At 42.9% G+C, this 26216-nt stretch carries 27 protein-coding genes and 1 riboswitch; of the genes, 15 read left to right on the plus strand and 12 right to left on the minus strand.

What is annotated here, in order from left to right; translation table 11 throughout:
- The first annotated feature begins 49 nt into the window (after nt 1-49).
- The 5 genes from mtnW (at nt 50) to K1I44_RS08425 (ending at nt 4022) form a co-directional block, all read left to right on the plus strand.
- Nucleotides 50-1270: a 2,3-diketo-5-methylthiopentyl-1-phosphate enolase gene (mtnW, locus tag K1I44_RS08405; RefSeq protein WP_219985879.1), complete on the plus strand. Its 1221-nt coding sequence runs from the start codon at nt 50-52 to the stop codon at nt 1268-1270.
- Nucleotides 1267-1926, plus strand: a complete 660-nt coding sequence (locus tag K1I44_RS08410; RefSeq protein ID WP_304511214.1) for a 2-hydroxy-3-keto-5-methylthiopentenyl-1-phosphate phosphatase — start codon at nt 1267-1269, stop codon at nt 1924-1926. The genes mtnW and K1I44_RS08410 overlap by 4 nt, the downstream gene beginning before the upstream one ends.
- On the plus strand, nt 1923-2528 hold the full coding sequence (locus K1I44_RS08415; protein WP_219985880.1) for a methylthioribulose 1-phosphate dehydratase: 606 nt from the start codon (nt 1923-1925) through the stop codon (nt 2526-2528). The genes K1I44_RS08410 and K1I44_RS08415 overlap by 4 nt, the downstream gene beginning before the upstream one ends.
- A gap of 14 nt (nt 2529-2542) precedes the next feature.
- On the plus strand, nt 2543-3079 hold the full coding sequence (locus K1I44_RS08420; RefSeq protein WP_219985881.1) for a 1,2-dihydroxy-3-keto-5-methylthiopentene dioxygenase: 537 nt from the start codon (nt 2543-2545) through the stop codon (nt 3077-3079).
- A gap of 91 nt (nt 3080-3170) precedes the next feature.
- On the plus strand, nt 3171-4022 hold the full coding sequence (locus K1I44_RS08425) for an Rpn family recombination-promoting nuclease/putative transposase (RefSeq protein WP_219985882.1): 852 nt from the start codon (nt 3171-3173) through the stop codon (nt 4020-4022).
- 54 nt (nt 4023-4076) lie between these two features.
- Here the strand turns inward: K1I44_RS08425 and K1I44_RS08430 are convergent, their stop codons facing one another.
- From K1I44_RS08430 to K1I44_RS08440, 3 genes are read right to left on the minus strand one after another with little or no spacing between them, the layout of a single operon-like run.
- Nucleotides 4077-4928: a DMT family transporter gene (locus tag K1I44_RS08430; RefSeq protein ID WP_003396779.1), complete on the minus strand. Its 852-nt coding sequence runs from the start codon at nt 4926-4928 to the stop codon at nt 4077-4079.
- Between the two features lie 12 nt (nt 4929-4940).
- A complete protein-coding gene (locus K1I44_RS08435; RefSeq protein WP_219985883.1) occupies nt 4941-5675 on the minus strand; it encodes a ZIP family metal transporter in 735 nt (244 codons plus the stop codon).
- Between the two features lie 11 nt (nt 5676-5686).
- Complete coding sequence (locus K1I44_RS08440; protein ID WP_370627973.1) at nt 5687-7027, minus strand: ATP-binding protein; 1341 nt, start codon at nt 7025-7027, stop codon at nt 5687-5689.
- A 278-nt stretch (nt 7028-7305) separates the two neighbouring features.
- Between K1I44_RS08440 and K1I44_RS08445 the strand changes: the two genes are divergently transcribed.
- Together K1I44_RS08445 and K1I44_RS08450 are read left to right on the plus strand one after the other, a co-directional pair.
- On the plus strand, nt 7306-7851 hold the full coding sequence (locus tag K1I44_RS08445) for a matrixin family metalloprotease (RefSeq protein WP_003396773.1): 546 nt from the start codon (nt 7306-7308) through the stop codon (nt 7849-7851).
- 18 nt (nt 7852-7869) lie between these two features.
- Nucleotides 7870-8460, plus strand: coding sequence for a membrane lipoprotein lipid attachment site-containing protein (locus K1I44_RS08450; protein WP_219985885.1), 591 nt, complete (start codon nt 7870-7872; stop codon nt 8458-8460).
- Nucleotides 8461-8505: 45 nt separating this feature from the next.
- On the opposite strand, the gene K1I44_RS08455 is transcribed toward K1I44_RS08450, so the two are convergent.
- Nucleotides 8506-9927 carry an amino acid permease gene (locus K1I44_RS08455; protein ID WP_219985886.1) on the minus strand — a complete coding sequence of 474 codons (1422 nt, stop codon included), beginning with the start codon at nt 9925-9927 and terminating at the stop codon, nt 8506-8508.
- A 134-nt stretch (nt 9928-10061) separates the two neighbouring features.
- Nucleotides 10062-10240, minus strand: a riboswitch (Lysine riboswitch).
- 161 nt (nt 10241-10401) lie between these two features.
- Between K1I44_RS08455 and K1I44_RS08460 the strand changes: the two genes are divergently transcribed.
- The 4 genes from K1I44_RS08460 (at nt 10402) to K1I44_RS08475 (ending at nt 15019) form a co-directional block, all read left to right on the plus strand.
- A complete protein-coding gene (locus K1I44_RS08460; protein ID WP_370627978.1) occupies nt 10402-11118 on the plus strand; it encodes an ABC transporter ATP-binding protein in 717 nt (238 codons plus the stop codon).
- Nucleotides 11115-12146, plus strand: a complete 1032-nt coding sequence (locus K1I44_RS08465; protein ID WP_219985888.1) for an ABC transporter permease — start codon at nt 11115-11117, stop codon at nt 12144-12146. Before K1I44_RS08460 ends, K1I44_RS08465 begins: the two co-directional genes overlap by 4 nt.
- A 7-nt stretch (nt 12147-12153) precedes the next feature.
- The gene (locus K1I44_RS08470) at nt 12154-12804 is read left to right on the plus strand and encodes a TetR/AcrR family transcriptional regulator (protein WP_219985904.1); all 651 of its coding nucleotides are present in this window, start codon (nt 12154-12156) and stop codon (nt 12802-12804) included.
- Nucleotides 12805-12928: 124 nt separating this feature from the next.
- A complete protein-coding gene (locus K1I44_RS08475) occupies nt 12929-15019 on the plus strand; it encodes an ATP-dependent Clp protease ATP-binding subunit (protein WP_219985889.1) in 2091 nt (696 codons plus the stop codon).
- Nucleotides 15020-15160: 141 nt separating this feature from the next.
- On the opposite strand, the gene K1I44_RS08480 is transcribed toward K1I44_RS08475, so the two are convergent.
- The 6 genes from K1I44_RS08480 to K1I44_RS08505 all read right to left on the minus strand — a co-directional run bounded on the left by K1I44_RS08480 (nt 15161) and on the right by K1I44_RS08505 (nt 21847).
- A complete protein-coding gene (locus tag K1I44_RS08480) occupies nt 15161-16345 on the minus strand; it encodes an MspI family type II restriction endonuclease (protein WP_219985890.1) in 1185 nt (394 codons plus the stop codon).
- Between the two features lie 93 nt (nt 16346-16438).
- Complete coding sequence (locus tag K1I44_RS08485; RefSeq protein ID WP_255573337.1) at nt 16439-17779, minus strand: DNA cytosine methyltransferase; 1341 nt, start codon at nt 17777-17779, stop codon at nt 16439-16441.
- Between the two features lie 134 nt (nt 17780-17913).
- The gene (locus tag K1I44_RS08490; RefSeq protein ID WP_219985891.1) at nt 17914-18768 is read right to left on the minus strand and encodes a methyl-accepting chemotaxis protein; all 855 of its coding nucleotides are present in this window, start codon (nt 18766-18768) and stop codon (nt 17914-17916) included.
- A gap of 37 nt (nt 18769-18805) precedes the next feature.
- Complete coding sequence (locus K1I44_RS08495; protein WP_219985906.1) at nt 18806-20212, minus strand: sensor histidine kinase; 1407 nt, start codon at nt 20210-20212, stop codon at nt 18806-18808.
- A complete protein-coding gene (locus tag K1I44_RS08500; RefSeq protein ID WP_219985892.1) occupies nt 20199-20876 on the minus strand; it encodes a response regulator transcription factor in 678 nt (225 codons plus the stop codon). The genes K1I44_RS08495 and K1I44_RS08500 overlap by 14 nt, the downstream gene beginning before the upstream one ends.
- Nucleotides 20873-21847 carry a YncE family protein gene (locus tag K1I44_RS08505; RefSeq protein ID WP_219985893.1) on the minus strand — a complete coding sequence of 325 codons (975 nt, stop codon included), beginning with the start codon at nt 21845-21847 and terminating at the stop codon, nt 20873-20875. The genes K1I44_RS08500 and K1I44_RS08505 overlap by 4 nt, the downstream gene beginning before the upstream one ends.
- Before the next feature lie 89 nt (nt 21848-21936).
- Here K1I44_RS08505 and K1I44_RS08510 point away from each other — a divergent pair, with 89 nt between their 5' ends.
- The 3 genes from K1I44_RS08510 (at nt 21937) to K1I44_RS08520 (ending at nt 23865) form a co-directional block, all read left to right on the plus strand.
- Nucleotides 21937-22311: a FixH family protein gene (locus K1I44_RS08510; protein WP_219985894.1), complete on the plus strand. Its 375-nt coding sequence runs from the start codon at nt 21937-21939 to the stop codon at nt 22309-22311.
- Between the two features lie 66 nt (nt 22312-22377).
- Nucleotides 22378-23373: a YkvI family membrane protein gene (locus K1I44_RS08515; protein WP_219985895.1), complete on the plus strand. Its 996-nt coding sequence runs from the start codon at nt 22378-22380 to the stop codon at nt 23371-23373.
- Nucleotides 23374-23415: 42 nt separating this feature from the next.
- A complete protein-coding gene (locus K1I44_RS08520) occupies nt 23416-23865 on the plus strand; it encodes a hypothetical protein (RefSeq protein ID WP_219985896.1) in 450 nt (149 codons plus the stop codon).
- Nucleotides 23866-23875: 10 nt separating this feature from the next.
- On the opposite strand, the gene K1I44_RS08525 is transcribed toward K1I44_RS08520, so the two are convergent.
- Nucleotides 23876-25489: a methyl-accepting chemotaxis protein gene (locus tag K1I44_RS08525; RefSeq protein ID WP_219985897.1), complete on the minus strand. Its 1614-nt coding sequence runs from the start codon at nt 25487-25489 to the stop codon at nt 23876-23878.
- A 106-nt stretch (nt 25490-25595) separates the two neighbouring features.
- Between K1I44_RS08525 and K1I44_RS08530 the strand changes: the two genes are divergently transcribed.
- Nucleotides 25596-25709: a DUF6254 family protein gene (locus tag K1I44_RS08530; protein ID WP_003396753.1), complete on the plus strand. Its 114-nt coding sequence runs from the start codon at nt 25596-25598 to the stop codon at nt 25707-25709.
- Nucleotides 25710-25755: 46 nt separating this feature from the next.
- Here the strand turns inward: K1I44_RS08530 and K1I44_RS08535 are convergent.
- Nucleotides 25756-26216, minus strand: a 461-nt coding sequence (locus K1I44_RS08535) for a hypothetical protein (RefSeq protein WP_219985898.1), incomplete at its 5' end; no start/stop codon positions are given.

The following is a 26216-nucleotide window of genomic DNA, read 5'->3' on the forward strand; positions in this document are numbered from 1 at the left end:
TCGAACCTCTTCTTATGAAGAGGTTTTTTATTTGTAAAGGAGTGGGAGTATGATTACCGCAACGTATTTCATTCATGATGACAAAGATGTAGCGAAAAAAGCAGAAGGGATCGCGCTTGGGCTCACTGTCGGTTCGTGGACTGATTTGCCGCAGCTTGAACAAGAGCAGTTGAAAAAACATAAAGGGGTTGTAGAGTCGATTGAACAGCTTGAGGAAGATGAGCGCGTCAATACGTATTTCGGGAAGCGACTTAAACGGGCGCTCGTGCGCATTTCGTATCCGAGCATCAATTTTAGCGCCGATTTTCCAGCGATTTTGACGACGACGTTCGGGAAGTTGTCGCTTGATGGAACGATTAAACTCGTTGATCTTACGTTTTCTGATGAATTAAAACGGGCATTTCCCGGTCCACGCTTTGGCATGGACGGCATTCGCGAAAAGCTTGGCGTCTTTGACCGTCCGCTCGTCATGAGCATTTTTAAAGCGGTCATCGGCCGCGATTTGCGATACGTGACCGAACAATTAAAGCTGCAAGCGCTTGGCGGCGTCGATCTCGTTAAAGATGATGAAATTTTGTTTGACAACGACCTTACCCCTTTTGAAAAACGGATCGTCGCAGGAAAACAAGCGTTACAAGACGTGTACGAACAAACAGGGCATCGGACGTTATATGCGGTAAATTTGACAGGAAAAACGTTTCAGCTAAAAGAAAAGGCAAAGCGCGCGGCAGAACTTGGCGCGGACGTATTATTGTTTAACGTCTTTACATACGGGTTAGATGTATTGCAAGCGCTTCGTGAAGATGACGACATTCGCTTGCCGATTATGGCGCATCCGTCGTTTAGCGGAGCGATCGCTTCGTCGCACGTGTATGGCGTCAGTTATGCGCTTTTACTTGGGAAATTGTTGCGCATGGCAGGGGCGGATTTTTCGCTCTTTCCATCGCCGTACGGAAGCGTTGCGCTTGAAAAAGAACAGACGCTTGCAATCGCTCATGAATTAACGAAAGAAGATTTGTTTTTACGCGCATTCCCTGTTCCATCTGCCGGCATTCATCCGGGACTTGTGCCGCTTCTTATGCGCGACTTTGGTATCGATTGTGTCATTAACGCAGGCGGTGGAGTGCACGGACATCCGCAAGGCGCTGTCGGTGGCGGGCAAGCGTTTCGCGCCGCGGTGGAAGCGGTGCTTTCTGGGCGTTCGCTTCATGAGGCTGCGACGGAAAACGAAGCGTTAAAACAAGCGCTTGATTTATGGGGGAGCGCATGATGAAGCCGGTCATTTTTTGCGATTTTGATGGGACGATTACGTTAAACGATAACATTATTGCGCTCATGAAACAGTTTGCCCCGCCGGAGTGGGAAGCGATCAAAGACGATATATTGGCGCAAGCATGTACGGTGCAGGAAGGCGTCGGGCGCATGTTCTCGCTTTTACCGACAACGTTGAAAGAAGATATCGTGCAGTTTTTACTGCGCACCGCGCGCATTCGCGACGGATTTTCTGAGTTTGTCGCGTTTACGAACGAGCGGCAAATTCCGCTTTATATCGTCAGCGGCGGCATCGACTTTTTCGTCTATCCGCTGCTTGACGGGCTCATTGAAAAAGAACGTATTTATTGTAATGGCGCCGATTTTAGCGGCGATACGATTCGCATTACGTGGCCGCATGCGTGCGATGAACATTGCCAAAATGGATGCGGCTGCTGCAAGCCGTCACTTCTTCGTAAACTTGCGCCAGAAGGGGCGAAAACGATCGTCATCGGCGATTCCATTACTGATTTAGCGGCAGCAAAACGAGCCGATCACGTCATCGCGCGCGACTTTTTACTTGAAAAATGCCGTGAGCTACACTTACCGCATACGCCGTTTACGACGTTTTATGACGTCATTCATGTGTTAAAAGAGAGCGAGGTGATTGTATGAAAGAGAAATGGGAAGAGCTAGCGGAAGTAAAACGAGAGCTAGCGGCGCGCGACTGGTTTATGGCGACAAGCGGCAATTTATCGCTGAAAGTGAGCGATGAGCCGCTCACGTTTCTCGTTACCGCAAGCGGAAAAGATAAGCGAAAAGAGACGAAGGAAGATTTTTTACTCGTCGGTGCGGACGGACGACCGGCGGAAGCGACGCATGTAAAGCCGTCGGCGGAGACGCTTCTTCACGTTGAAATTTACAACAAAACGAACGCCGGCTGCGTTTTGCACGTGCATACGGTCGATAACAATATCGTTTCAGAACTGTACGGTGACGAAGGGGAAGTCGTTTTTTCGAATCAAGAAATGATTAAAGCGTTCGGGTTATGGGAAGAAGATGCGCAATTTCGCATTCCGATTATTCCGAATTTCGCCCATATTCCGACGTTAGCGAAAGCGTTCGCCGACCATGTCCATGGAGATGCCGGTGCGGTGCTTATTCGCAACCACGGCATTACCGTTTGGGGAAAAGATGTGTTAGAGGCGAAAAAGTTTTTAGAAGCGTGCGAGTTTTTATGTCAATATCATGTGAAATTATTGCTTATTAAACGATAAGGGGGAAAATATGTATGGCAGTCATTAAAGTGCGAAACAGCGGCGAAGTGATTGAAGGAAAAGAAAACGTTGCGGCGTTTTTAAACAACCAAGGGGTGTTATATGAACGGTGGAATGCAAGCAAACTTCCTGCTCATTTACAAAACAAGTTTGTATTAACAGATGAAGAAAAGGAGCATATTTTAGCGACGTTTCAGACGGAAATTGAAGATTTAGCGAAGCGGAGAGGCTATAAAACGTGGGACGTCGTGGCGCTTTGCGAACAAACGCCAAATTTAGAAGAGTTGTTGAAAAAATTTGAACAAGTGCATACGCATACGGAAGATGAAGTGCGGGCGATCGTCGCTGGTCATGGCATTTTCGTCATTAAGGGCGATGAACAAACAGGTTATTTTGACGTTGAACTAGAGGCAGGCGACGTTATTTCCGTACCAGAAGGAAATCCGCATTTCTTTACGTTAATGGACGATCGCCAAGTCGTTGCCGTTCGTTTATTTATCGATCCATCCGGATGGGTGGCACATCCATATGAAGAAAAAGAAGGGGAATAGCACCCCTTCTATTTTAGTGTGTAATGGCAGCAGGAATTTGATTCATTTTACCGAATAAAACGATTGAAACAATCGAATGGGAGGTGAATGTATGTCCATTGACCACGATCGTTTGTTTAAAGAGCTCATTCAAACATTTTTTGAGGAGTTTATTCTTCTTTTTTTTCCGACGATGCATGAGCATATCGATTTTCGCCATTTGTCGTTTTTATCAGAAGAGCTGTTTACCGATGTAACGGCAGGGGAAAAGTATCGCGTAGATCTGCTTGTCGAAACGAAGCTGAAAGGCGAAGACGGGCTTGTCATCGTGCATATCGAAAATCAAAGTTACGTCCAGCTATCGTTTCCGGAACGCATGTTTATTTACTTTAGTCGTTTGTATGAAAAATATCGTAAACCGATCGTACCTATCGCACTATTTAGCTATGACACAGTCCGCAATGAGCCATCTACATTTACGTTACCGTTTCCTTTTGGTCAAGTCCTTCACTTTCAATTTTTCACGATCGAACTGCGCAAAAAGCATTGGCGAAACTACATTCAGCAAGACAACCCGATCGCTGCTGCTTTGTTAAGCAAGATGGGGTATACTGAAAATGAAAGAGTTGAGATGAAAAAACAATTTTTACGCATGCTAGTGCGCATGGAACTAGACGAAGCAAAACAACGGCTGCTATTCGGTTTTTTTGAAACATATGTGAAACTATCAGACGAAGAAGAACAACAACTACGAAGCGAGGTGAATGAAATGGAAGCGAAAGAAAAAGAACAGGTGATGGAGTTGATGATCTCGTACGAACGAAAAGCGCTTGAAAAAGGGAGAAAGCAAGGAATGAAGCACATTGTACAAGCGATAGCGAGAAAGGGGATAGATGTGAAAGAGATTGCGTATATGACTGAACTTTCGGAAGAAGAAGTAAAGCAGTTGATAGAAGAAGTGTGATTGTACAGTATGGTTGTTTGAATGTAAAAAATGGAGTGGGGCAAGCGCCTCACTCTATTTTTTTGTAAACAGCACAACGCCTGAGATCGTAATGAACGAACCGATCCATTGTGCCACCGTTAACGTTTCATGAAGCAATATGTATGCAAACAATGCGGTAAAAAGCGGATTAAAATTTAAAAACATCCCTGCTGTTGTGGCACCGACTTGTTTCACACCGACGTTCCAAAGAAACATCGCAAGCACCGTCGCCCCGATGCTCGTATAGATGAGCGCAAGCAAAAACGAGACGTTTACGTGATGAACGGAAAAGGAAGATACAAATGGCAACAATCCAACGACGCCAAAGACGCCTGACCAAAACGTCGCCGCAAGCGGAGAATACCATTTCATGACCGCTTTTGCGCATGCGGAATAGATGCCCCAAACGATGACGGCAGCGATCATCCATACATCGCCGATATTGACGTGTAGCACGCGATGAAGCTGTCCGTGCGTCATAAATAAAAGGACGCCGATAAGGGAGACGGTCATGGCTAACCATTGTCTCATCGTCAGTTTCTCACGGTATACGACGTAAGCAACAAGCGCAATCGCCATCGGATTTAACGTTGAGATGAGCCCGACGTGATCGGCCGATGTGTAGCGAAGCGCCTGAAACATAAGAACGTTAAATAATACGACGCCTGTCATGCCCATCGCAATAAGCGGGATAATGCCGCGTTTTTGCAGGCGAACGGACCGTTCTTTTTTTAATACGATCGGAAATAAAAAAAGAACCGCAATCGTCCAGCGCATAAACGTTAATGAAAGGGGGGAGGCGTGCGGCACGAGCAGTTTGCTTGCGACAAAGTTGCCTCCCCATAGTGCGCTTGTTAATAAAAGAAGCATATAATATTTCGACATGATCCTCATCCTTTAAAACGTTTCGATTAAAAAGACCATCAGCAACAATCCGATAATAAAGGCATACGTCGACGATTGTTCGTTTCCGTCGCCATGACTTTCAGGAATGAGCTCTTTATAAATGATAAACAACATCGCGCCAGCTGCGAACGCCAAACCGTACGGAACGAGCGAATCGACGACGGACGTTAAATAATAGCCAGCGATCGAAGCGACGAGTTCAATAAGCCCTGTGCCTGTCGCCATGGAAAACGCTTTTCCTTTTGAAATGCGTTGATTAAATAAAAAAAGCGCAACGAGCAATCCTTCTGGAGCGTTTTGAAAGCCGATCGCTAAGGCGATTAAGTTGCCGATTTCGCCCCCTTCCCCAGAGGCGTAGCTCACGCCAACTGATAGTCCTTCTGGGATGTTATGGAGCGTAATGGCGGCGAGCACAAGGAGCGATTTTTTATCAATAGCTATGCTGCTTTCAGTATGCGCTAAATCAATATGCGGCACCATTTTTTCAAGAAACGTTAACGTCAATACGCCGGCGCATAGTCCAACCGCAAGCGAGAGAAACGTTCCTGAAGATAGCGCTTCAGGAATGAGGCCGAGCATGGACGCTGCCATCATGACCCCGGCGGTAAACGCCAGCAACATATCGCGCCATTGGTGCGTAAGGGAGCGCGATAAAAATAAAATAGGAATCGCGCCAGCACCTGTTGCTAGCGCGGATAACGTACTGCCAACAAGCATGTCAAACATGTTTCTACCTCCTACTGTAAAGGAAGGCGAACGGTAATCGTCGTTCCTTTATTTTCTATACTATGAATGTCGATCGTTCCTTCATGCATGTCAACGATTCGTTTACATACGACGAGCCCGAGTCCTGTTCCCATTTGCTTCGATGTGACAAACGGTTGAAACAATTTATCTTTGACATGTTTCGGTATGCCGCTGCCGGTGTCGGAAACGTGCAACAGTGCCCAGCCGTCTTGTTTCGCAAGCGAAATGGTAAGCTGTCCGCCACTTGACATCGCTTCGATCGCGTTTTTCGCTAAGTTTAACACGACTTGTTTTAAATGGTCTTTACAACAGCGAATAGGTAGCGATACGCGAGCGCATTGCAACGAATACACGACGTTATGCAAATGCGCTTGCGATTCAATAATTGGATGAATGCTTAAAACGATATCGTTCAAATCGCACGTTTCAAACTTTTGCGCTGTTGGTTTGCCGAGAATTAAAAACTCATTGACGATGTCGTTAATGCGTGTAATTTCGTTTTGAATGACCGAAAAATAAAGTTGTGATTCGTTATCTTTATGCTTTTCACTCAACAGTTGGATAAATCCTTTAATGCCGGCGAGCGGGTTGCGGATTTCGTGGGCGGTACTTGCTGCAAGCGTGCCGACTAATTCAAGTTTTTGCGCTTCTGTTTCCATTCGTTCCATCATCGTTCGCCGCTTCAATAACCAATATTGAATAAATAACCAAATCATATGCATCGCAACAATGAACGTAAACACGTACGGAAGCGCCGCCTGCACCCGTTGTTTGTTAGCGACGGGCGGCACGTTCGCCTCGATCAGCCACGGTGCTTGATTTAAATGAACGACGACGGTTTCTTCCGATGCGCGAAGATCGTTTGCGCTGAACAGTTCGTTTCCTTTTTCATCATACAAGCGAAACGAAGCTTGTGGATAGATGATTTTCATGCGCTGCTTTATATAATCTGTCCGCAACGTTGCGACTAAAAAACCGATCGCACGCTTCGTTCGTTCATCAATGATCGGTGTCACGATCGTTGCCGTCTCATCGTCGGTAAACATCGGCTGCTTTGTTGCTTCTGCTAGTTGCATCGCCGGACTCGTACTTTCGGAAAAAAACGAAATGCGCTCAAAGCGAACATCTTGTTTTTCTATTTGCTTCACTACATCATGTATGTTTTCTTTTATGTCTGTATGTTTGCTTATCACGAGCGCCAATGTTTCAAGCCGGGCCGTCGTTTCCGCAAGAAAGCGATCTAAATCGTTTTTATGTATGTTCGCAAACATGCGCGTCTCTTCTAACTGTTGCCGTTGTAGCTGTTCGTCTTGCCAACGTACAATCCACACGCTCCCGATCAAACATGGGACAATAACGAGCAATATGTACAGCCACCGCCTTGTTCTCTCTCTCCCCATATACGCTCCCTCAACAAAACAAAATTCAAGGAATATTATAACATAAAAGATAAGAAAAAGACGGAGAAAATGATAACCGTATTAAATAGAGTATGTTTATTGACAAGTACAGAAATATATTTTGGTTAAAAAAACAATTTGCAAAAAAAAAAAAATGATACAATAAACTAGGCTTTAAAAAAGTAAAAGATTTCTAGGAGGAAGCGGATGTGAGAAGATTGACTTTTTTCGTTATTATCATGTTATACTTGATTCCTAGTAGCAGTGTTCGTGCTTATGAGCTATTTGGTGGAAAATATAGGAATCCAAACTCGCTAAAATATTGGATCGATTCGTCGGTTATTAATGCTGGTTATGAAGCGAGGGTAGTGTATGGTTCGGAAGCGTTCGATAGCTCCCCACTTATTGGTACGACCAGAACGTACGATGCCTCCCAAGCTAACTATAAATGGTGGGCTAGTACGAAGGATATGGGTTCCGTTGTCGCTGATTGCATTAACTATCATGTGAACTGGTTGGGACAAGTGACTGCTTGTTGGGATTGCACATACGATAAGTCGCAGTTGAGGATCTATTTACCAGGTTTTCAAAAGTTGTCTTGGGTTCAAACGAGGGAAACAACAGCACACGAGGTCGGTCATGCTCTCGGATTGGATCATGAAGACGATGTTCGTGCTATTATGCTTTCAAAGGGTTTCCTAAATGACGAGTATCCGCAAAGTGATGATTGGAATGGAATAAATGCTATCTATTAGTGGAAAGGAAGTAGCCTGATGAAAAAGATTATTTTTCTTTTTTTTACCATTTTATTTTTGTCTGCCTGTAACAATACACAATCTGAACTAAGCAATGTGAATACAAAATATGTTCATAGTGAGTCGAAAATTATAGACGAATACAATTATTTAGAAGAAATGGAGAATGATAGTGAAGTTATTTTGATAGGTACGAAAAAAAATGGAGAGAGTTATTTCGATAAAGATGGCGATATGGTGACGGGTTTTTACACGATAAGTGATGTTGAGATCAAAAAAGTGTTTAAAAATGAAAAGGGATACACGTTAAATAAGGGTAATATCATAAAAGTTATGGAGAACGGAGCGTTTGATAAAAAGGCTAATACAATGTACGGTTCGGCAGGGTACCAGTTGATGAAAGATAATAAAAGCTATCTTTTATTTTTAAGAAAAAGCACGACACATGATGAGTATACGATCAAAGGTGTTTATTATGGGAAAGTGCCGTTAGATAGTAATCACATGGAATACAAGGGTGATTTGAACAGTAGTAAACAAGTGAATAATAAACAAATCGAAAAATTAAATCAACTATTTGAAGAGGCAAGAAAAAAGTATAGAGAATAAAGAAGATGATATAATGTGTCCCCCGCCGAAATGACGGGGGTTTTGTTATGCAGATTGTTTTTGTTTAGTTTTATGTTCGCTTTGTTGTTTAAGAAGTAGCGGATAAAACAACAAGCTGCTTGCCAGCAAGGCGATGCCGAGTAAAAATGTTTTCATATCGGCCGTTCCGGCTTTCACAAGCCAAATGGAATACATCGTCGCAAGCACGGCGATCGTTCCGTCTGTCATTCGTTCTTGCATCGTGCGATACGTCTCTCCTGTCCAAACGAGCTTCAATTGGAAGACGGATGCGATGACGTACGGAACGAGATACGATAATGTCGCAATGTAAATGACGAAATCAAACGCGGCCGCCATTGAGTTTGAAATTGTTGAAAAAATGAATAGCTGCGCAATCATATTTGAGACGATTAAAGAAAAGCGCGGCATTCCTTTTTTATTTTCTTGTAAAAAGGCGCGCATAAACAATCCTTGTTTGGCCGCTTGGTACGGCACTTCTGCACTTAAAAAAATCCAGCCGAGCGTAGAGCCGATTAAACTAATTAAACCGAGCCCTGCAAGCAGTTGTGATCCGATCGGTCCTAGAACTGTTCCGATCGCATCGACGAGCGGCTTTTCTGACTGCATAAGCGCTTCTTGTTTCAACAATCCCATGACGAGCACGCTAATGCCGATGTAAATCGCTAAGGCGATAAATAAACCGACAATCGTTGCTCGTTTCACATCGCTTTGTTTGCGCGCGCGCGAAGCGAAGACGATCGCTGATTCAATGCCGATAAACGCCCAAAGCGTGCTTAATGCGACGTTGTTGATTTGCGAAAGAAGCCCGAGCGTATGACCTGCTTCATCGTAACGCGGAGCAACAAACGGCTGGATATAGCTTTTTTCAAAGGCGAACAATCCGATCACAATGAATAAGAAAAAGCCGAGCACTTTCGTTGCGGTGGCAACAAAGTTTAATTTTCCAGCGTTTTCTGCTCCTTGTAAAATAATTGTATGCATCATCCATAAAAGCGCTGTACAAACGAGAAACGTCAGCAAATTGCCGAGTTTTAACGTAAATGAACTAGCGGAAAAGACGACATGCCCGCTCGTTAAAATAGGGAAAAACGTTGATAAGTAACTAGCAAACGTCGTAATAATGGCGACGTTTCCAGCGACGTTTCCGATCCAATATCCCCAAGATGACATAAAACCGGATAAGATCGACGCATTTGAACCTTTCGGAAACAGCTCCTTCGCATAAATTTGCGGTCCGCCATTTAATTCTGGTTTTCGAATCGCTAAATTACCAAAAATGATCGCAATCATTAACACCCCAGCCCCCGTCAGCAGCCAGCCGAGTAGCACGCCAGCAGGGCTTGCCGCCTCCGCAAGCGAACGAGGGAGCATAAAAATTCCAGATCCGACCATATTGCCGACAACGAGCGCGGTCAATAACCAAAAACCGAGTTTTTGTTGTTTCATGTTCGTCATCCTTTCGTTCATAAAATATACGGTGCGTACGGTAGAGCGCTGTTGTCGTGCACTTTTTTCAAACAAAAAAGTGCACCCTAAGTTTTCAACGGGTGCACAATATATGACACATCCGCATCAAACTTAAGATCGATAGCTCTCCACCGCATGCGCGATGACAGTCCTGCACCTATTCGGCCACAGGCCCAGCTTATAGCGCCAGAGCACGCTATAAACTTCGGCGACAAATCCTTTCATCCCACTTCAGCGACGTCTCTGCGTCTCCATGAAACTACTATTATTTGCCGCGACCTCTATCTCATCTTAGTTGACGAGAAAGATTTCATATGCAATTGACGTTACTATCGTACAAAAATCTTTTCCTTTCGTCAATGAAAATTTTTTCTCACATATATACAATTGGGGAATAGACGGTATATAATAAAAGTGAGTACTCACTCACTTTTATGAAAGCGAGGGAACATGATGGCGATTCAATTGCAACGCGTGAGTAAACATTTTCATAAAAAAGAAGTTATTCACAACGTATCACTCGAAGTGAATGACGGAGAAATTTTCGGCATACTCGGTCCATCCGGAGCGGGAAAAACGACGCTCGTCAAAATGATCGCAGGCATTGATACGGCGACAGAAGGAACGATTCATGTGCTCGGTGCGCGCATGCCGAATTTGCAAACAATGGCGCGTATCGGCTTTATGGCACAGTCGGATGCGTTATACGGGGAGCTTACGGCACTTGAAAATTTACACTTTTTCGCATCGATTTATGGACTAAAAGGGAAGAAGAAAAAAGAGCGCATTGAAGACGTGTTGCAGCTTGTCAATTTAACGGACGATATGAAAAAAGCGGTTTATCAATATTCTGGCGGAATGAAGCGACGTCTATCGCTAGCGGTCGCCCTTCTCCACGAGCCAGAAGTGCTTATTTTAGATGAGCCGACCGTTGGGATCGATCCGCTTCTTCGGCAAGCGATTTGGGAAGAACTTGAACGCATTCGTCAACGCGGAACGACGATCGTTGTAACGACGCACGTCATGGACGAAGCAGAAAAATGTATGCGTCTTGCGATGATTCGCAACGGACGGTTAATTGCCGTCGGCAGCCCAGACGAATTGAAGAAACAAACAGGCACAACGACGTTAGAACGAGCATTTTTACATTTTGGGGGGGCATATGCATGAGAATTCAAGCGATTGTCGTTCGCATTATTCGTCAGTTTTTTCGCGATAAGCGAACGCTTGCATTAATGATTGTCGCACCGATGTTTGTGTTGTTTTTAATGGACTTAGTGTTTAACGGGGAACAATATGAACCGCATATCGCGGTTGATGCAAACGTGCCACAGCCGTTTCAAGACGCATTAAAAGAAGCGGATGCGCATGTGACGACGATGACAAAAGCGAAGGCGATGAACGAACTAGATGAGCAACAAATCGACGCGTTTATTGAAATGAAGCAAACCGCTTTCCGTCTGACGCTCGAAGGAAGCGATCCGTCCATCAGCAAAACGGTGCTCATGACGGTGCAAAAAGCAGCGCAAACGCTTATGCCACCGATGAAACAACCATTCACGATTGACACCGTATATATGCACGGCTCAGAAAACATGGCGTTATTTGATAATTTCGGTCCGGTATTAATAGGCTTTTTCATTTTCTTTTTCGTCTTTTTAATTGCAGGGGTGTCGTTTTTGCGGGAGCGGACGAGCGGCACGCTTGAGCGGCTGCTCGCGACGCCGTTAAAGCGATGGGAAATTGTGATCGGTTACGTCATCGGCTTTGGCATATTTACAACGATTCAAGCAAGTCTCATTTCTTCGTTTGCGATTTATATATTAGACATGATGATGGAAGGTTCGATGTTGTATGTGCTGCTCATTACGTTTTTATTAGCGATGACGGCGCTCACGTTAGGGACGTTATTATCTTCGTTTGCGAACAACGAATTGCAAATGATTCAATTTATTCCGCTCGTCGTCGTTCCACAAGTCTTTTTTTCAGGGCTATTTCATTTAGAAACGATGGAGCCTTGGCTTCGTTCCGTTAGCTTCGCCATGCCGTTATATTACGGAGCTGATGCGTTAAGAGAAATTATGATTCGCGGAAAAGGATGGGAAGCGATTTCGATTGATGTGTACGTTTTGATTAGTTTTTCGCTTTTATTTATGATATTAAATGTATTCGCATTAAAGAAATATCGAAAGTTGTGAGGGTATGATGGACGAACGAAAATGGTTGTTTGATTTATTGAACGCAGATGAACACGAGTTCAGTGAAAAACAAGTGAACATTTTACAAGCAGCAATTGACATGTTTGCGGAAAAGGGATATGCAGCGACGTCGACGAGCGAAATCGCCAAGCGGGCAGGGGTGGCAGAAGGGACGATTTTTCGCCACTATAAAACGAAAAAAGATTTGTTGTTGGCGATCGTAAAACCGACGTTATTTCAATCGGTAGCGCCGTTTTTAGCGAAAAAGTTTGTGAAAGACGTATTTGAAAACGAATATGAACATTATGAACAGTTTGTGCGCGCCGTTTTTAAAAATCGGTATGAATTTGTCAAAACATATTTGCCTGCGATTCGTGTGTTATGGCAAGAAATGTCATTCCACGATGACATTAAAGCACAGTTTCAAACGATTTTTATCAATCATGTGTACGAAAAGTTTAAACAAATTGTCGAGCATTTTCAACGAAAAGGGGAGCTCGCCCAACTCCCGCCGGAGACGATTATTCGCTTGACGATTACAACAATTGCGGGATTTTTACTCACTCGTTTTCTTCTCATGCCCGACTACCCGTGGGATGATGAAAGAGAGATGGAGCGGACGATTCAGTTTTTGATGAATGGACTAAAGCGAGCATGATAGGTCATTTTCCTATCATGTTTTTTTATTTTTTTAAAAAAAGGTCTTGAAAGTCAAAAAAGGTCAAATTATAATAAAGTCAGAAAGGTCAAATATAGTCAAAGTCAAAAGGAGGTTGGTGCCTATGATGTGCCAAGTATGTAAACAAAATGAAGCAAACATCTTTTTACATGTGCAAGTAAACAACGAAAAACAACAGTTGCACCTTTGCGAAGCGTGCTATGCAAAACAAAAACAACAATTAAAAGTGCCAGCAGGATTCCACTTCGATCGTTTCGATCAATTGTTCTCCGACTTCTTCGCACCGCTGACTAACGAAGCCGTTTCCCATGTCCAACAACAAGAACAACAACCGAAACGAAACGGATTGCTTGATCAATTCGGTCGAAACTTAACGCAATTAGCGAAAGCAGGACTCATTGATCCCGTCATCGGACGCGATAAAGAAATTGAACGCGTCATTGAAATTTTAAATCGTCGCAATAAAAACAATCCGGTGTTAATTGGTGAACCGGGCGTTGGTAAAACGGCGATCGTCGAAGGATTAGCGCTTAAAATCGTCGAAGGATCTGTTCCAACAAAATTATTAAACAAAGAAGTGTACGTGCTTGACGTCGCTTCCTTAGTCGCAAACACAGGCATTCGCGGTCAATTTGAAGAGCGAATGAAACAACTCATTGCTGAATTGCAACAACGGAAAAACGTCATTTTATTCATCGATGAAATTCATTTACTTGTCGGTGCCGGATCAGCAGAAGGCTCGATGGATGCAAGCAACATATTAAAACCGACGCTTGCCCGCGGAGAATTGCAAATCATCGGCGCAACAACGTTAAAAGAATATCGTCAAATTGAAAAAGATGCTGCGCTTGAACGCCGCTTCCAACCGGTCGTCGTTCATGAACCGACAATTGAACAAGCGATCAACATTTTAAAAGGCATTCAGCCAAAATATGAACAATTCCATCAAGTAAAATACACAGATGAAGCGATTCAAGCATGCGTCACATTGTCGCATCGCTACATTCAAGACCGCTTCCTTCCTGATAAGGCGATTGACTTGTTAGATGAGGCTGGCTCTAAAGTAAGCTTAAAAGCGATGCCGACAAATAAAGAAGCGATCGAACAACGTCTTGAACAAATAAGAAAAGAGAAAGAACAAGCGGCACAAGAAGAAAATTACGAACTCGCAGCCAAATTGCGCACAGAAGAATTGCAGCTTGAAAAACAACTACAACAAAACGGACAAGCAGAACAACCTATTGTTGATGTCATGCACATTCAACAAATCATTGAAGAAAAAACGGGCATTCCGGTCGGCAAATTACAAGCGGATGAACAAGCAAAAATGAAACATTTAGAAGAAAACTTAGCGAAAAAAGTGATCGGTCAAGAAGAAGCGGTGAAAAAAATCGCTAAAGCGATCCGCAGAAGTCGCGCCGGCTTAAAAGCGAAAAACCGTCCGATCGGTTCGTTTTTATTCGTCGGTCCGACTGGCGTTGGTAAAACAGAATTGTCAAAGACGCTTGCTGAACAATTGTTTGGCTCTAAAGAGGCGATGATTCGCTTAGATATGAGCGAATATATGGAAAAACATGCGGTCGCCAAACTGATCGGTGCACCTCCTGGTTACATTGGTCATGAGGAAGCTGGTCAATTGACGGAAAAAGTGCGCCGCAATCCTTACAGCATCATCTTGCTTGATGAAATGGAAAAAGCGCATCCGGATGTGCAACATATGTTTTTGCAAATTTTAGAAGACGGTCGTTTAACAGATAGCCAAGGTCGCACCGTCAGCTTTAAAGATACAGTCATCATTATGACATCAAACGCTGGTACAAACGTGGAAGGCGACTTGCTTCAACGCCTCAGCCTATACTTTAAACCGGAATTTTTAAACCGTCTCGATGCGATCATCGAATTTAAACCGCTTGAAAAAGCACATATGTTGCAAATTGTTGACCTTATGCTTTATGAATTGCAACGTACACTTTCGGAACAACACGTCACGATGACTATTAGCGACAAAGCGAAAGAAAAATTAGCTGAACTTGGCTACCATCCGACATTTGGCGCTCGTCCACTCCGCCGCGTCATTCAAGAACATGTCGAAGATCAAATTGCCGACGTGTTGCTCGATGAAGAAAACGTACGTACAATCCACATTGATGTAGAAGACGACCGCATCGTTGTGAAACATGAAAGAGATGAATAAAACAAGACGAAGGTGTCCCAAAAATCATGTGGACACCTTGTCTCTTATCGACTATGCACAAGTTAAGAATAAGCTTTGTTCATTCGTATATTGTATATTTTTCATTGAAGTAAAGCAGTCTTTGTTTTTTTGAAATAAAAGTCAAGTAATCTTTCCTTTTAGTTGTATTGCTTTGCCTTTTTTCTTAGATGGATAAGTCCATTGAAAAGAAGTCCCCATTTGTCCTTCTACATTTTGTAATATATTCGCAATATAAACATCTATTTTTTCCATTTCAAGTGTTTTTGTATCATTTTTGAAAACAATGATATAATTTGCCCAGTGAATCTTTGGATCCCCGTATCCACCAATTCCAGCATAAGCCCATTCCGCTAATTTTTTATTTAGAATGGGAAGTTCTTTCTCCATCACTTTATAAAGATCATCATATCGTTTTTTTAGTTCGGTAAAGCCTCCGACTTCTTGTAACTTTAGGAAAGCTTCTTGTAATTTTTTATCTTTTATATCTAATACCTCTATAAAACTTTCTGCTGTGTATTCATGGATTGAAACATACTTCGCACTTGAGCGTTTGCAACTAAATGTGAATATTTCTTCCGAACGTCTATCTGTCGTAATGGTAAGTAGAATATCTGTTTTTGGTTGTCCACCCGTTTCGAGTCTAGGAATTTTATCAGTTGCCTCTATTTCCCGTATTTTCTCGTCTCTTGATAAACCTATTAAACTCATGATTTGTTGAAATGTTGGATAAAAATAACCATCTTCTGTTGAACTTGATTGATTCCATTTTTCTATGTTGGACGAGTGGTTTAGTATAGATACTAGTCGCTTTTCGAAGTTTTTTCCTTCCGTTGCTTTTCTTTTTCCAATGTGTTCATTTTCTAAACTTTTTGATTCTAAGCGTTGTTCAAGCTCACTTAAACTTAAAACATCATCAATGGCTGTATACATTTTTTTCTCCCTAATTTTTTTTTGATAACTTAGCGCTTGATTTTTGTTATAATGATCAAGCCCTTCAGGAAAAACTAAGTATACTTTGTTCACATGTTGGTTTATTTCTTTAATATGGTAAGAATCCCATTGAATTTGTTTTGCACGATCTGTTCGAATGGTTGACGTAGTATGTATTCCCCAAACTTCGCCATCACGGAAGGTAATAAGATGGTCTAATTTAAATTGTTTTTTATCAAAATTGGGATAACCCGTTTTATAAGGTGATATATTTTCAGCAATATGTCCTTCTCGAGTGTATGTTTCGATTAGTGACTGAAGATTTTTTTTGTTTTTTTCACCATGTTCTTGTTTGTGGCGATTTTCTTGTTCCAAGTCTCGTCACTCCCTGTACAGATTAGATTGTTCTGTATTTTATCTTACCACAAATTTACTTATAAAAAAAGAGCAGGAACTTGTCCTACTCCTTTAACATATAATGTATTCAATATTGTTTTCCATTTGGTTATAGATCATGTTTAACGTATTTACTACTTCTTGTCCTAAAGCATAAGCTAGTAGCGGAGGAATAGCATCACCGATCTGTTCATATCGATCTTGTTCCGGATCGGAATGGAACTTTACAAAAGGTCCTTCAAAAATATACCAATCAGGAAAACTTTGAAGTCTCGCAGCTTCTCTTGGAGTTAACCCTCGATGCTGAAATGGGTGTATCATTTCATCTAGACAATGGGATGTGACCGTAAAACTTGGGGTATCTTCCCTTAATCTCCTGTTTCTTGCGCCATATAACTTGTTCGGAAAAAGTTCTCGTCTTAAGTCTTCTCTGTTTTCTGAAATCAAACGTTCAGCAGCAGTTTTCATATTTTCACCTTGATGTATAAGTTCCATACGTTTAACCATTTTCTCACGATGATTTACTGCTTTGTGTGAAGTTAATGAATTTTCATGGAATGCTAAGTGCTTTGGAACACTTAGTGTAACTCCACGCATTTTAAGTAAAAAATCACGTCTTTGTTCGCTAAGTGTGTGATCTGACAAATTGAATGTATACTCTGTTACCTCTTCACCTGGGCGAACTTCAGGTAAGTCTAATAAAGCATCTCCTACGGTAACATAAGGAAACATTCGATTAGGTCCGTGAGTTGGGAGTGGGTATCGAAAAGTCGCATTGTAGTTGCGATTAATCCCAACTAAAAAAATGCGTTCTCGATTTTGAGGGACACCGTAATGGCTTGCTGTTAGAAGAATTTGATGGGGATCACGGCTAGCTAAACAAAAGGACGTATCATAAGCAGTTGATTCAAATTCATCGCAAATATTTTTGAATACAGATTTACCATTTGAACGTTTTGATAATAGTCCTTTTACATTCTCAAAAAGAACCATTTTGCTTTTCACATGGCGAGCGATACGCAAAATATTTAAAAACAAATCGTCTCGTTCATCTCCATCTTCTCTCTTCCCAGCCATAGAAAAACTTTCGCACGGAGCCCCTCCTGTTACAATATCTACCGAATCCACACCAAAACGTTGTTTAAGAATTTTTGAAATAAGGTCATTGGAAACTTTATTAATGTCTCCATAGATGAGAAGGGTACGTTCACTTTTTCTAAAAAACTTCTCTGGATTTTCCATCGTACCAGATAGGAAACTTTCTAAATCAAAAATTTCAGCATCGTGAGAAGCACTATACGTTTGAACTGTCCAATAACTCATTTCAACTGCAATTAAAGGTTTTATTCCACTCCACATAAAACCAGTTGCTAATCCGCCAGGTCCTGCAAATAAATCGATACTTGTATACATAAAACCTCCTCCATTTATTAAAATCTCTATCAAGTTCATTTTAACAAATATGAATGAAAAAATCTTTATTTTTTATTCGAAGCGTTTAGAGCTTGTATACGTCGTGAAAAATAAAAAACTGCCGCAATGGGCAGTTAGATGAGTTTCGTCAGTTTGTCTGTAATTTTCACCATATGTTGCTGTACTTGATGAAGTTCGTCGATTGCTTCGGCGCTATTATTTATTTTTTCCGCCACTTCTTGAAGCATATGAACCATCTCTAACACCGAGTTTGTAATATGATTCAGCTGTTCGGAAATGTCTTCGGCGGAATGTTTGCTTTTTTCTGCCATTTTGCGTACTTCTTCTGCGACGATCGCAAAGCCGCGACCGTGTTCGCCAGCGCGCGCTGCCTCAATCGCAGCGTTTAATCCGAGCAAATTTGATTGCATCGCGATGTCTTTCACGAACGAAATGACGCCTTGAATTTCCTCTGTGCTTTTGCTTACTTTTTCCGCTTTTTCACTCAACTGTTTCACGTGATTGTTGATTAAGCGGGCCGTTTGTTGAATATCGCTCGTGCTCGCGTTCATTTCTTCAAGTAAACTCGCAAACTCTTCATTTAGCGTCTGGTGGCGGTCGGTAACGTCGGTGGCGAGTTTAAAGATCGCTTGCACTTGCCCTTGTTCGTCTAATACCGGAGCGTAGAGCGCCTCAAGCCATATATGTTTGCCGTCGCGTGTGACGCGTTGCACCGTGCCGTAAAACGGCTGTTTGTTTTTTAGGCGATCCCAAAATTGTGTATACTCGTAGCTGTTTGCGTATTCTGGAAGACAAAATTGACGGTGGGATAAACCGAGCAATTGTTGCTCCGTGTAGCCCATCGCTTGAAGAAACGCATCGTTTGCCCATAATACTGTCGTATCCGGGCGAAATAAAATGACCGCGAACGAGCGGCACATCGATTCAAATAGACGCTCTAAATCGATCGGGATGGAACTCACTTTCATTTGTTTGCCTCCTTTAACTTATCATACATACATTGTACTATGATTCATGATATAACGGCAATTGAACGTACACAGTCGTTCCTTTCCCTAGTTCGCTTTCAAAGCGAACCGATCCCCCGTGTAGTTTTACAATTTGCTTAACAATTGCAATGCCAAGCCCTGTGCCGCCATGTTCGCGCGAGCGGGAGCGGTCGGTGCGGAAAAAGCGTTCGCCTAATCGTTCGATGTCCTGTTTCGACATTCCTTGTCCTGAATCGGAAATAACGAGCTCGCACATCGGATGTTTGTTTACGGTGCGTAAAGATATGTTGCCGCCAGAAGGGGTGTAGCGCAACGCATTATCAAGCAAGTTTTGCAACACTTGTTCGATGCGATCTGGATCGCCATCGACGACTAAATCATGGTCGACATCGAGAGAAAGATGGATGTCTTTTTCTTGCAAGAGCGGCTCGTATTTTTCAATCGTTTCTTCTATGAGTTGTGCGATTGAAAACGGAGTGCGCACGAGCGGATATGTGCCTTCTAATTGCGCCAAATCGAGCAAATCGCGCACAAGACGTTGCATGCGGCTCGCTTCGCGGTGAATGAGCTTCATGTATTTTTTTTGTTGTTCTTCATCTTTCGCGACGCCGTCTAATAGCGCTTCACTATATCCTTTCACATAGCTTAACGGCGTGCGCAATTCGTGGGAAACGTTCGCTAAAAATTCTTTTTTTCGTTCATCTTCTTTGGCGAGCGCATGCGCCATTTGATTGAACGCCTTCGCTAATTGTCCGATTTCATCTTCCGCTTCGACATTCACGTGGACGGAAAAATCGCCTTGCGAGACGCGATAAGCCGCTTGTTGCATATGTTGCAGCGGTTTTGTAAAATGCATCGCAATTTTCCGCCCGACAAATACAGTAATGAATAAAAAAAGGCTACCGCCGATCATGACGAACATTTGAATGCGCTCGAGCACATCTTCAATGGACGCGAGCGGAACGTACAAATATAAAATGCCCATTAGGCGATGTTCGTCTAATAGCGGAATGATGATGCCGACAATTTGACGGTCAAACGTTTGTTCATATCCTTTTTTTGTCACTGTTTTTCCGGCAAGTAGTTGTTGCCGTTCTGCTTCGCTAATAATGGAGTGATGATCAACTTCAAACGGCAAGCAGGCGCTTAATTCACGCGGATTGTTGACGAGAACAATTTCTGCGTCGGATATGTCATTGATGAAGGAAACAGTGTCGCGAAACGAGTCCGTCAGCGCACCGCCTTCATATTTTGCTGCGATGTTCATTCCTTCTTGCAACAAACGTTGTTCGACGCTTGACATATAAATGTTTTCATATATATAAACAGCAACCGTATATAAAAGCAACACCGCAAGCACTAAGAAAGCGCTAATCGTTAGCCATAGCTTTTGTTGTAAGGAAAGAGAATTAAACTGTTTCATCAAATTTATATCCCACTCCCCATACCGTTTGGATGAGTTGCCCAGCGTCGCCTAATTTAATGCGCAACGTTTTAATATGCGTATCGACTGTGCGCGTGCTGCCGACGTAATGAATGCCCCAGACGCGATCTAACAGCTGTTCACGCGTAAATACTTGACCGCGATGTTTTAAAAACAAGATGAGCAGTTCAAATTCTTTTAACGTTAAAAGAACAGGTTTTCCGTTGACCGTGACTTTTCGCGCTTTTTCATCGACAACGATCGGACCTGCTTCATATTGTAGAGCGGCGTCAGCCCCTTTCGTTCGCCGGAGTACAGCATGAACGCGCGCCACAACTTCATTCGGGCTAAACGGTTTCACGATGTAGTCGTCAGCCCCAATTTTAAGCCCATATACACGATCCCATTCATCGCTTCGAGCCGTTAAAAAAATGATAGGGACTTGCGAACGCTCGCGCACGTACATGCAAAAACGATAGCCGTCAAGTTTTGGCATCATAATATCAAGTAAAATTAAATCGACATGTCTTCGTCCGAATTGTGCAAGCCCTTCTTCGCCATCGTCTGCTTCGATGCACGTAAATCCTTCTGGCTCTAAATATAGGCGCAGCAATTCACGCATCTCTTTTTCATCGTCAATAATTAAAATCGTTGCCACGTTCATTCCTCCTTCGCATCGCGGAAAAAGATGTAAAACGGTCCGTGTCCAACAGAAACAGTATTTGTTTGTTTGAATGTTTTTTCATCAACAAAAAGTAGTTCATTGCTGTCGTAGCTTGCGATGACGAGATCGTTTTTCGCCTTTGTCATCGCAAACGGATTGGCGCCGATATTCAGCTCGCGAATTAAGCGTTTTGTGTCTCGATCAAACGCGTATAACATGTTCGATCCGTGACAAAGAACGTATATTGCTTCGTTCGTTTGAGAGAATTGAATTGGCATTGTTTCTGCTTTTACACGTGTGATGAGACGCCCATCGACAAGCGAATGGATGTATGCTTCTTGTTGAATCGTTGTTCCGCTGCCATGCCCGCCAACCCATAGCTCATTCGTTTCAGGAACGACGAAGCCGCTGACGGCAGAATTGAGCGTATCGACCGTTCGTGTCACTCGTTTTGTCGTCCTGTCAATAAACGAAATCGCGCCATTTTTAAAATGAATAATAATCCATTGGTTATGTTTGTCGTCTTCTATTACTGAAAAAGGGGACGGCGGGGTCGCGATTACATCTTTCACTTTTCCATCGAACGTCATGATTGACACCGTCCCTTTTTTTTCGTTGACGACGAGCAAGTCACGTTCGGTGACAAGCACATCCGTTACCCCTTTTTCAACGCTCCATCGTCTCGCTTCTCTTCCAGTCGATAACGTATAGGCGATTATTTCATCCATGTCTTGTCCGAATAAAACGATCGTATCGCCGTCGGGAAGAATCGCGACTTTTGTGATCGGTTTTTTCACTTGCCATGTTGTAATTAACTGTTTCGTGTTATAATCAATAAATGACAAGCTTTGTTCTTTTATATTCACGACGCCAATAATCGCCCCATCCCGTTTGATTGGGGTGTACGTTTGTGATGTGCAGCTCGTCAATAACATCACGATCATCAGCCAAAAAAAGAAACGAACACGCATCGCACAAATCCTCCATTGTATTTTAAAACTATTGTAGCAAATAGTTGTGAATATTTTGTGAAACTATTGTAACACGGAAGGGGATTCAAATGAAAAAATGGTCTTTGTTGTTTTTATTTATTTTGCTTGTTGTCGCCGGTTGTGCCAATAATACGGAAGAAGAAGAGTTGGCGTATTTAGACGTCAAAATGGCGGTCGAAGAAAAGCTTCCGGCTAATCAAGAAGTCGAGCTCGCATGTTTAGTGACATATGGCGATGAAAAAGTAACCGACGCATCAGAAGTGAAATTTGAAGTGTGGAAGCATGGCACAGAAGACCGACAAATGATTGAAGGAGAACATGTCGGCGACGGAAAATATGTCGCGCGCTATACGTTCGCAGCGAAAGGAACGTATTCCGTTGTGGCGCATGTGACGGCAAAAAATATGCATAATATGCCAAAAATTGATGTAGTTGTAGAATAAACGGCGGAAAATATTCGCCGTTTTTTTTCATATATATAGAAAAAATGGACGAGTGGGGGAGAGCGTATGTGGATGCGGGCGGTTCAAATTGCATTTGTATATGTAGGAACGGTCGTTGGAGCTGGATTTGCGACCGGAAAAGAAATTGTGCAATTTTTTACGCAATACGGTGCAATTGGGTTTGTAACGATTGCGGCAAGCGGGGGGCTATTTATTTTTTTCGGGACGCGTTTAATGACGATGGCCGCTCGGCTTCATGCCCGTTCATATGAACAGTTGAATAGTTATTTGTTTGGGAAATTAGGTTTTTTTGTCAATATATTTATGTTTATTGTGTTATTTAGTGTAACATCGGTGATGTTGTCGGGGGCGGGGGCGGTGTTTGAAGAACAGCTTCATATGCCCGCATATGTCGGGCTTGTGCTCACGATCATCCTTGCCTTTGTGACGATGTTATTTGGCTTAAACGGCATTTTAAGCGTTAATATGATTGTCGTGCCGATGATGGTTATATTTAGCTTCTGTATTGCGATGATGAACGGAAGCGACGTTGTATGGACGAAGCCGCCGCTTGCTGCTTTTTTTTCTCCGTTTTCGTATGTGGCGTTTAATTTAGCGATGGCGCAAGCCGTTCTCGTTCCGCTTGCAACGGAGGTAAAGGATGAAAAAACGATTCGTCTCGGTGGCTGGCTTGGTGGCCTGTTGCTTATGTTTATTTTATTTAGCAGCCATGTTGCCCTTTCGCTGTTGCCACAGTTGTCATCTTACAGCATTCCGATGGCGGAGGTGGTGAAACGTTCGCTTGCTTCGTTTTACTGGTTATACGTTGCCATCATTTATGGGGAAATTTTCACCTCGTTTATTGCGGGGGTGTTCGGATTGCATCGAAAATTGTCTCTTTTTTTTCGCCAGCCTTTCTTTGTCCTCGTTGCGCTTTTGTTGGCGATGTATGCGTTTAGTTTAGTCGGATACGATGCGCTTCTTACGGTATTGTATCCTTTATTTGGATATATGAGCATCATTTTTATTTTCTTGCTATTGTATCGAAAAATGCCTAGCTAGAAAAAAAGAAGTGTAGTACATTGAATGTGGGGAGGTGAATTCATGCGGAAAACGGTCATCGCGATGTTCGTTTTACTTGTTTTCTTTACGCTTGAAACGTTCCACATCATTCAATGGTACGATGCAAATGTATGGGCGCTTATTGTTTTTTCTTTTGGACTTATCGTTCATATATACGTGTTTAAGCGCGGTGTACGTGTGCATGATGCATTTCTTTTATTGCCAGCAGCCATTGCGCTATGGATGGGGGTTTTTTCATTATTTTTGCTTCATGGCGGGACGATGTACGTATTGGCGTTTACGATCGGTTTGTTCGAATGGTGGCTATTTAGCAAGGAACAATGGCTAGAAACGCCGCTTCTCGTTTGTTTCGGATGTAGCGTTGTAGCTAGTTTAGAAGAAGGGTATATGTTTTTGTTGCTTTTTGTTTTAGCGATCGGTATGGGGGCGTACGCATACTACACAAAAAAGGAGCGAGCCAATGCGCATTAGGCTCGCTTTTTTATTTTATTCCAAACCGATGTAAAATTTGTTTCAGCTGTTGCACTTCCTCCGCCAATATCGCCGCTTCTTTTGCGAGTTGATGAACGCTTGACGCTTGTTGTTCCAGCCCGCTTGCTGTTTCATGAACGATTTTTGTAAAGTCGTTGGCGATCATATAAATATCTGCAATCGCTTCGTGTAGTTCGTTTCCTTCTTTTGTCGTTTGTTGCATGAGCGTTCGGTTTCGTTGGCTTAACGCGTTTAGCTCATGTGACATCGTTTGAAAATAAGCAATGCTTTCGGTCAGTTTTGTTAAGGAAGCGGTCGTTTCGTCGATCGTATTCGCTTGTTTCGTGACCGCATGTGCGACGCTTGATAGTTGATTGTACGTATTCGCAAGCGATGATAAAATTTCATGTGCGAAAGCGTTCGTATGTTCCGCAAGTTTCCGCACTTCTGAGGCAACGACGGCAAATCCTTTTCCAGCTTCTCCTGCTCGTGCTGCTTCAATGGAAGCGTTTAACGCTAACATGTTCGTTTGTTCCGCAATTGCCGTAATGGCGGACACTTTTTGAATGAGATTATCCGCTTCTTTCGCGACCGTTTGAATTTGTTTGGCGGTGTCGTTCATTTGTTGTTTTGTTTCGTTCATTTGTTGTTCAATGGCTTGCATATGGGTATATCCTGTTTGGGCAGAGTGAAATGTCGTTTGCGCCCGTTCGACGACTTGTTCAATATCTGTTTGGACGGTATGCATATAATCAAGCATCGTTTGAATGCGTTGTTTCGCTTCATCGACAAATGTCGTTTGTTTTTGCGCCCCTTCACGAAACGTCTCCATGGTGGCTGATACTTCATCGAACGCCTCGGCAATTCGTTTCGCTTCCTCTTTTTGTTCGTGGCTCACATGTTCAACGGAGTGGGTTGCCTTTGCGATTTGTTGTAAAATCATGCGCAAACCGAGAATCACTTTGTTAATTTCATAGCCAATTTGATGAAAAGCGTTGCGCTTTCCGACTGTCTTCACTTCGGTATGAAGCTGTCCGGATGAGACGGCACGGGTGACGTGATACCACGCGTGCAGGCGATTTGTAATCGTACGGTAAAATGAAAAAGAAACGAGAAAACCGATCAAACCGGTGGCACTCGCCAGCAGCAATGTTTGTTTGAACGGCAGATGCATCATAAACGCAACAATTAAAAGAGCGATAACGGGCAATAAGACAATCGTGCCAAACCACATTTCTATATACGGCTGATGGATGAGACGTCCCATGCGCAAATTAAAGCGCTTTCCATTTTGTTCGAAAAGTGGACATGCCGCATCAATGAGCACTTCACCTGTATTTCGTTTATACAGCTGCAATAGTGGGGTAGTTGTCTTCGCACATTTTTTTCCTACTTCGTCGTCAAACACCATTCCTTCGCGCAAACGGTTCGTATGCACAACACCTTTTCCGTCTTCATCGACGATGACGAAATATTCATCGCGTTCGAGATGGCGGTCTAATACGTCGCGCAACGAATCGAGTTGTTGAGCGAGCGGTTCGTCTAATCGCATCGTTCGTTTTACTTCTTTCGCCACTCGTTGTACTTTTTGTAGTGCTTTTTTCGCTTGTTTCGATTGTAACAAGATTCTCTCCCCCTTTTCCCCTTATTTCAAATATACACAATTTTCAAACGATGAAAAAGACATAAAAAAGGAAAATGAACAAATGATAAAAAGGGAGGTGAGACGAATGACTCAATCGAAAAGACAAAAAGAGCGACAATGGACCGTTCGTAAACAAGCACAAAATGAGCCGCACGGGAAAGTGAAGTCGTTTGAACAATTAGCAAAAGAGGAAAAATAAATAGAAAAGGCTGTCCAAAAGAAGTTTGTGACAGCCTTTTGTTTCATTATCTTGCTTTTAACGCACGAATTTCGTTTTCATGTATAAGTGACTGAAGCGCAAGCGACTGAATAGCAAGTTCATGTCGCGCTTGGGTTGCGATGACATCATCTAGTTTTTGGGACATTTCAGCGAGGTTTTGCTTGATCGTTGATATTTCATTTACTGCTTCTAACGTTTCTAGCACAGCTTGTTTAATGAGAGGAATGTCTGCGACGTCATCTTTTGTGGCCATACGTTGTTCAATGCTAATGATGTCATCTTTCGTGGCCATCGTTTGTTCGATGTGCTCGATTCGCTTGTCCATGGCAGCGATGTCATCTTTTGTGGCCATACGTTGCTCAATGCTAATGATGTCATCTTTCGTGGCCATCGTTTGTTCGATGTGCTCGATTCGCTTGTCCATGGCAGCGATGTCATCTTTTGTGGCCATACGTTGCTCAATGCTAATGATGTCATCTTTCGTGG

This window comes from Anoxybacillus sp. ST4 (assembly GCF_019448545.1).
GTDB classification, from domain to species: Bacteria; Bacillota; Bacilli; order Bacillales; family Anoxybacillaceae; genus Anoxybacillus; species Anoxybacillus pushchinoensis.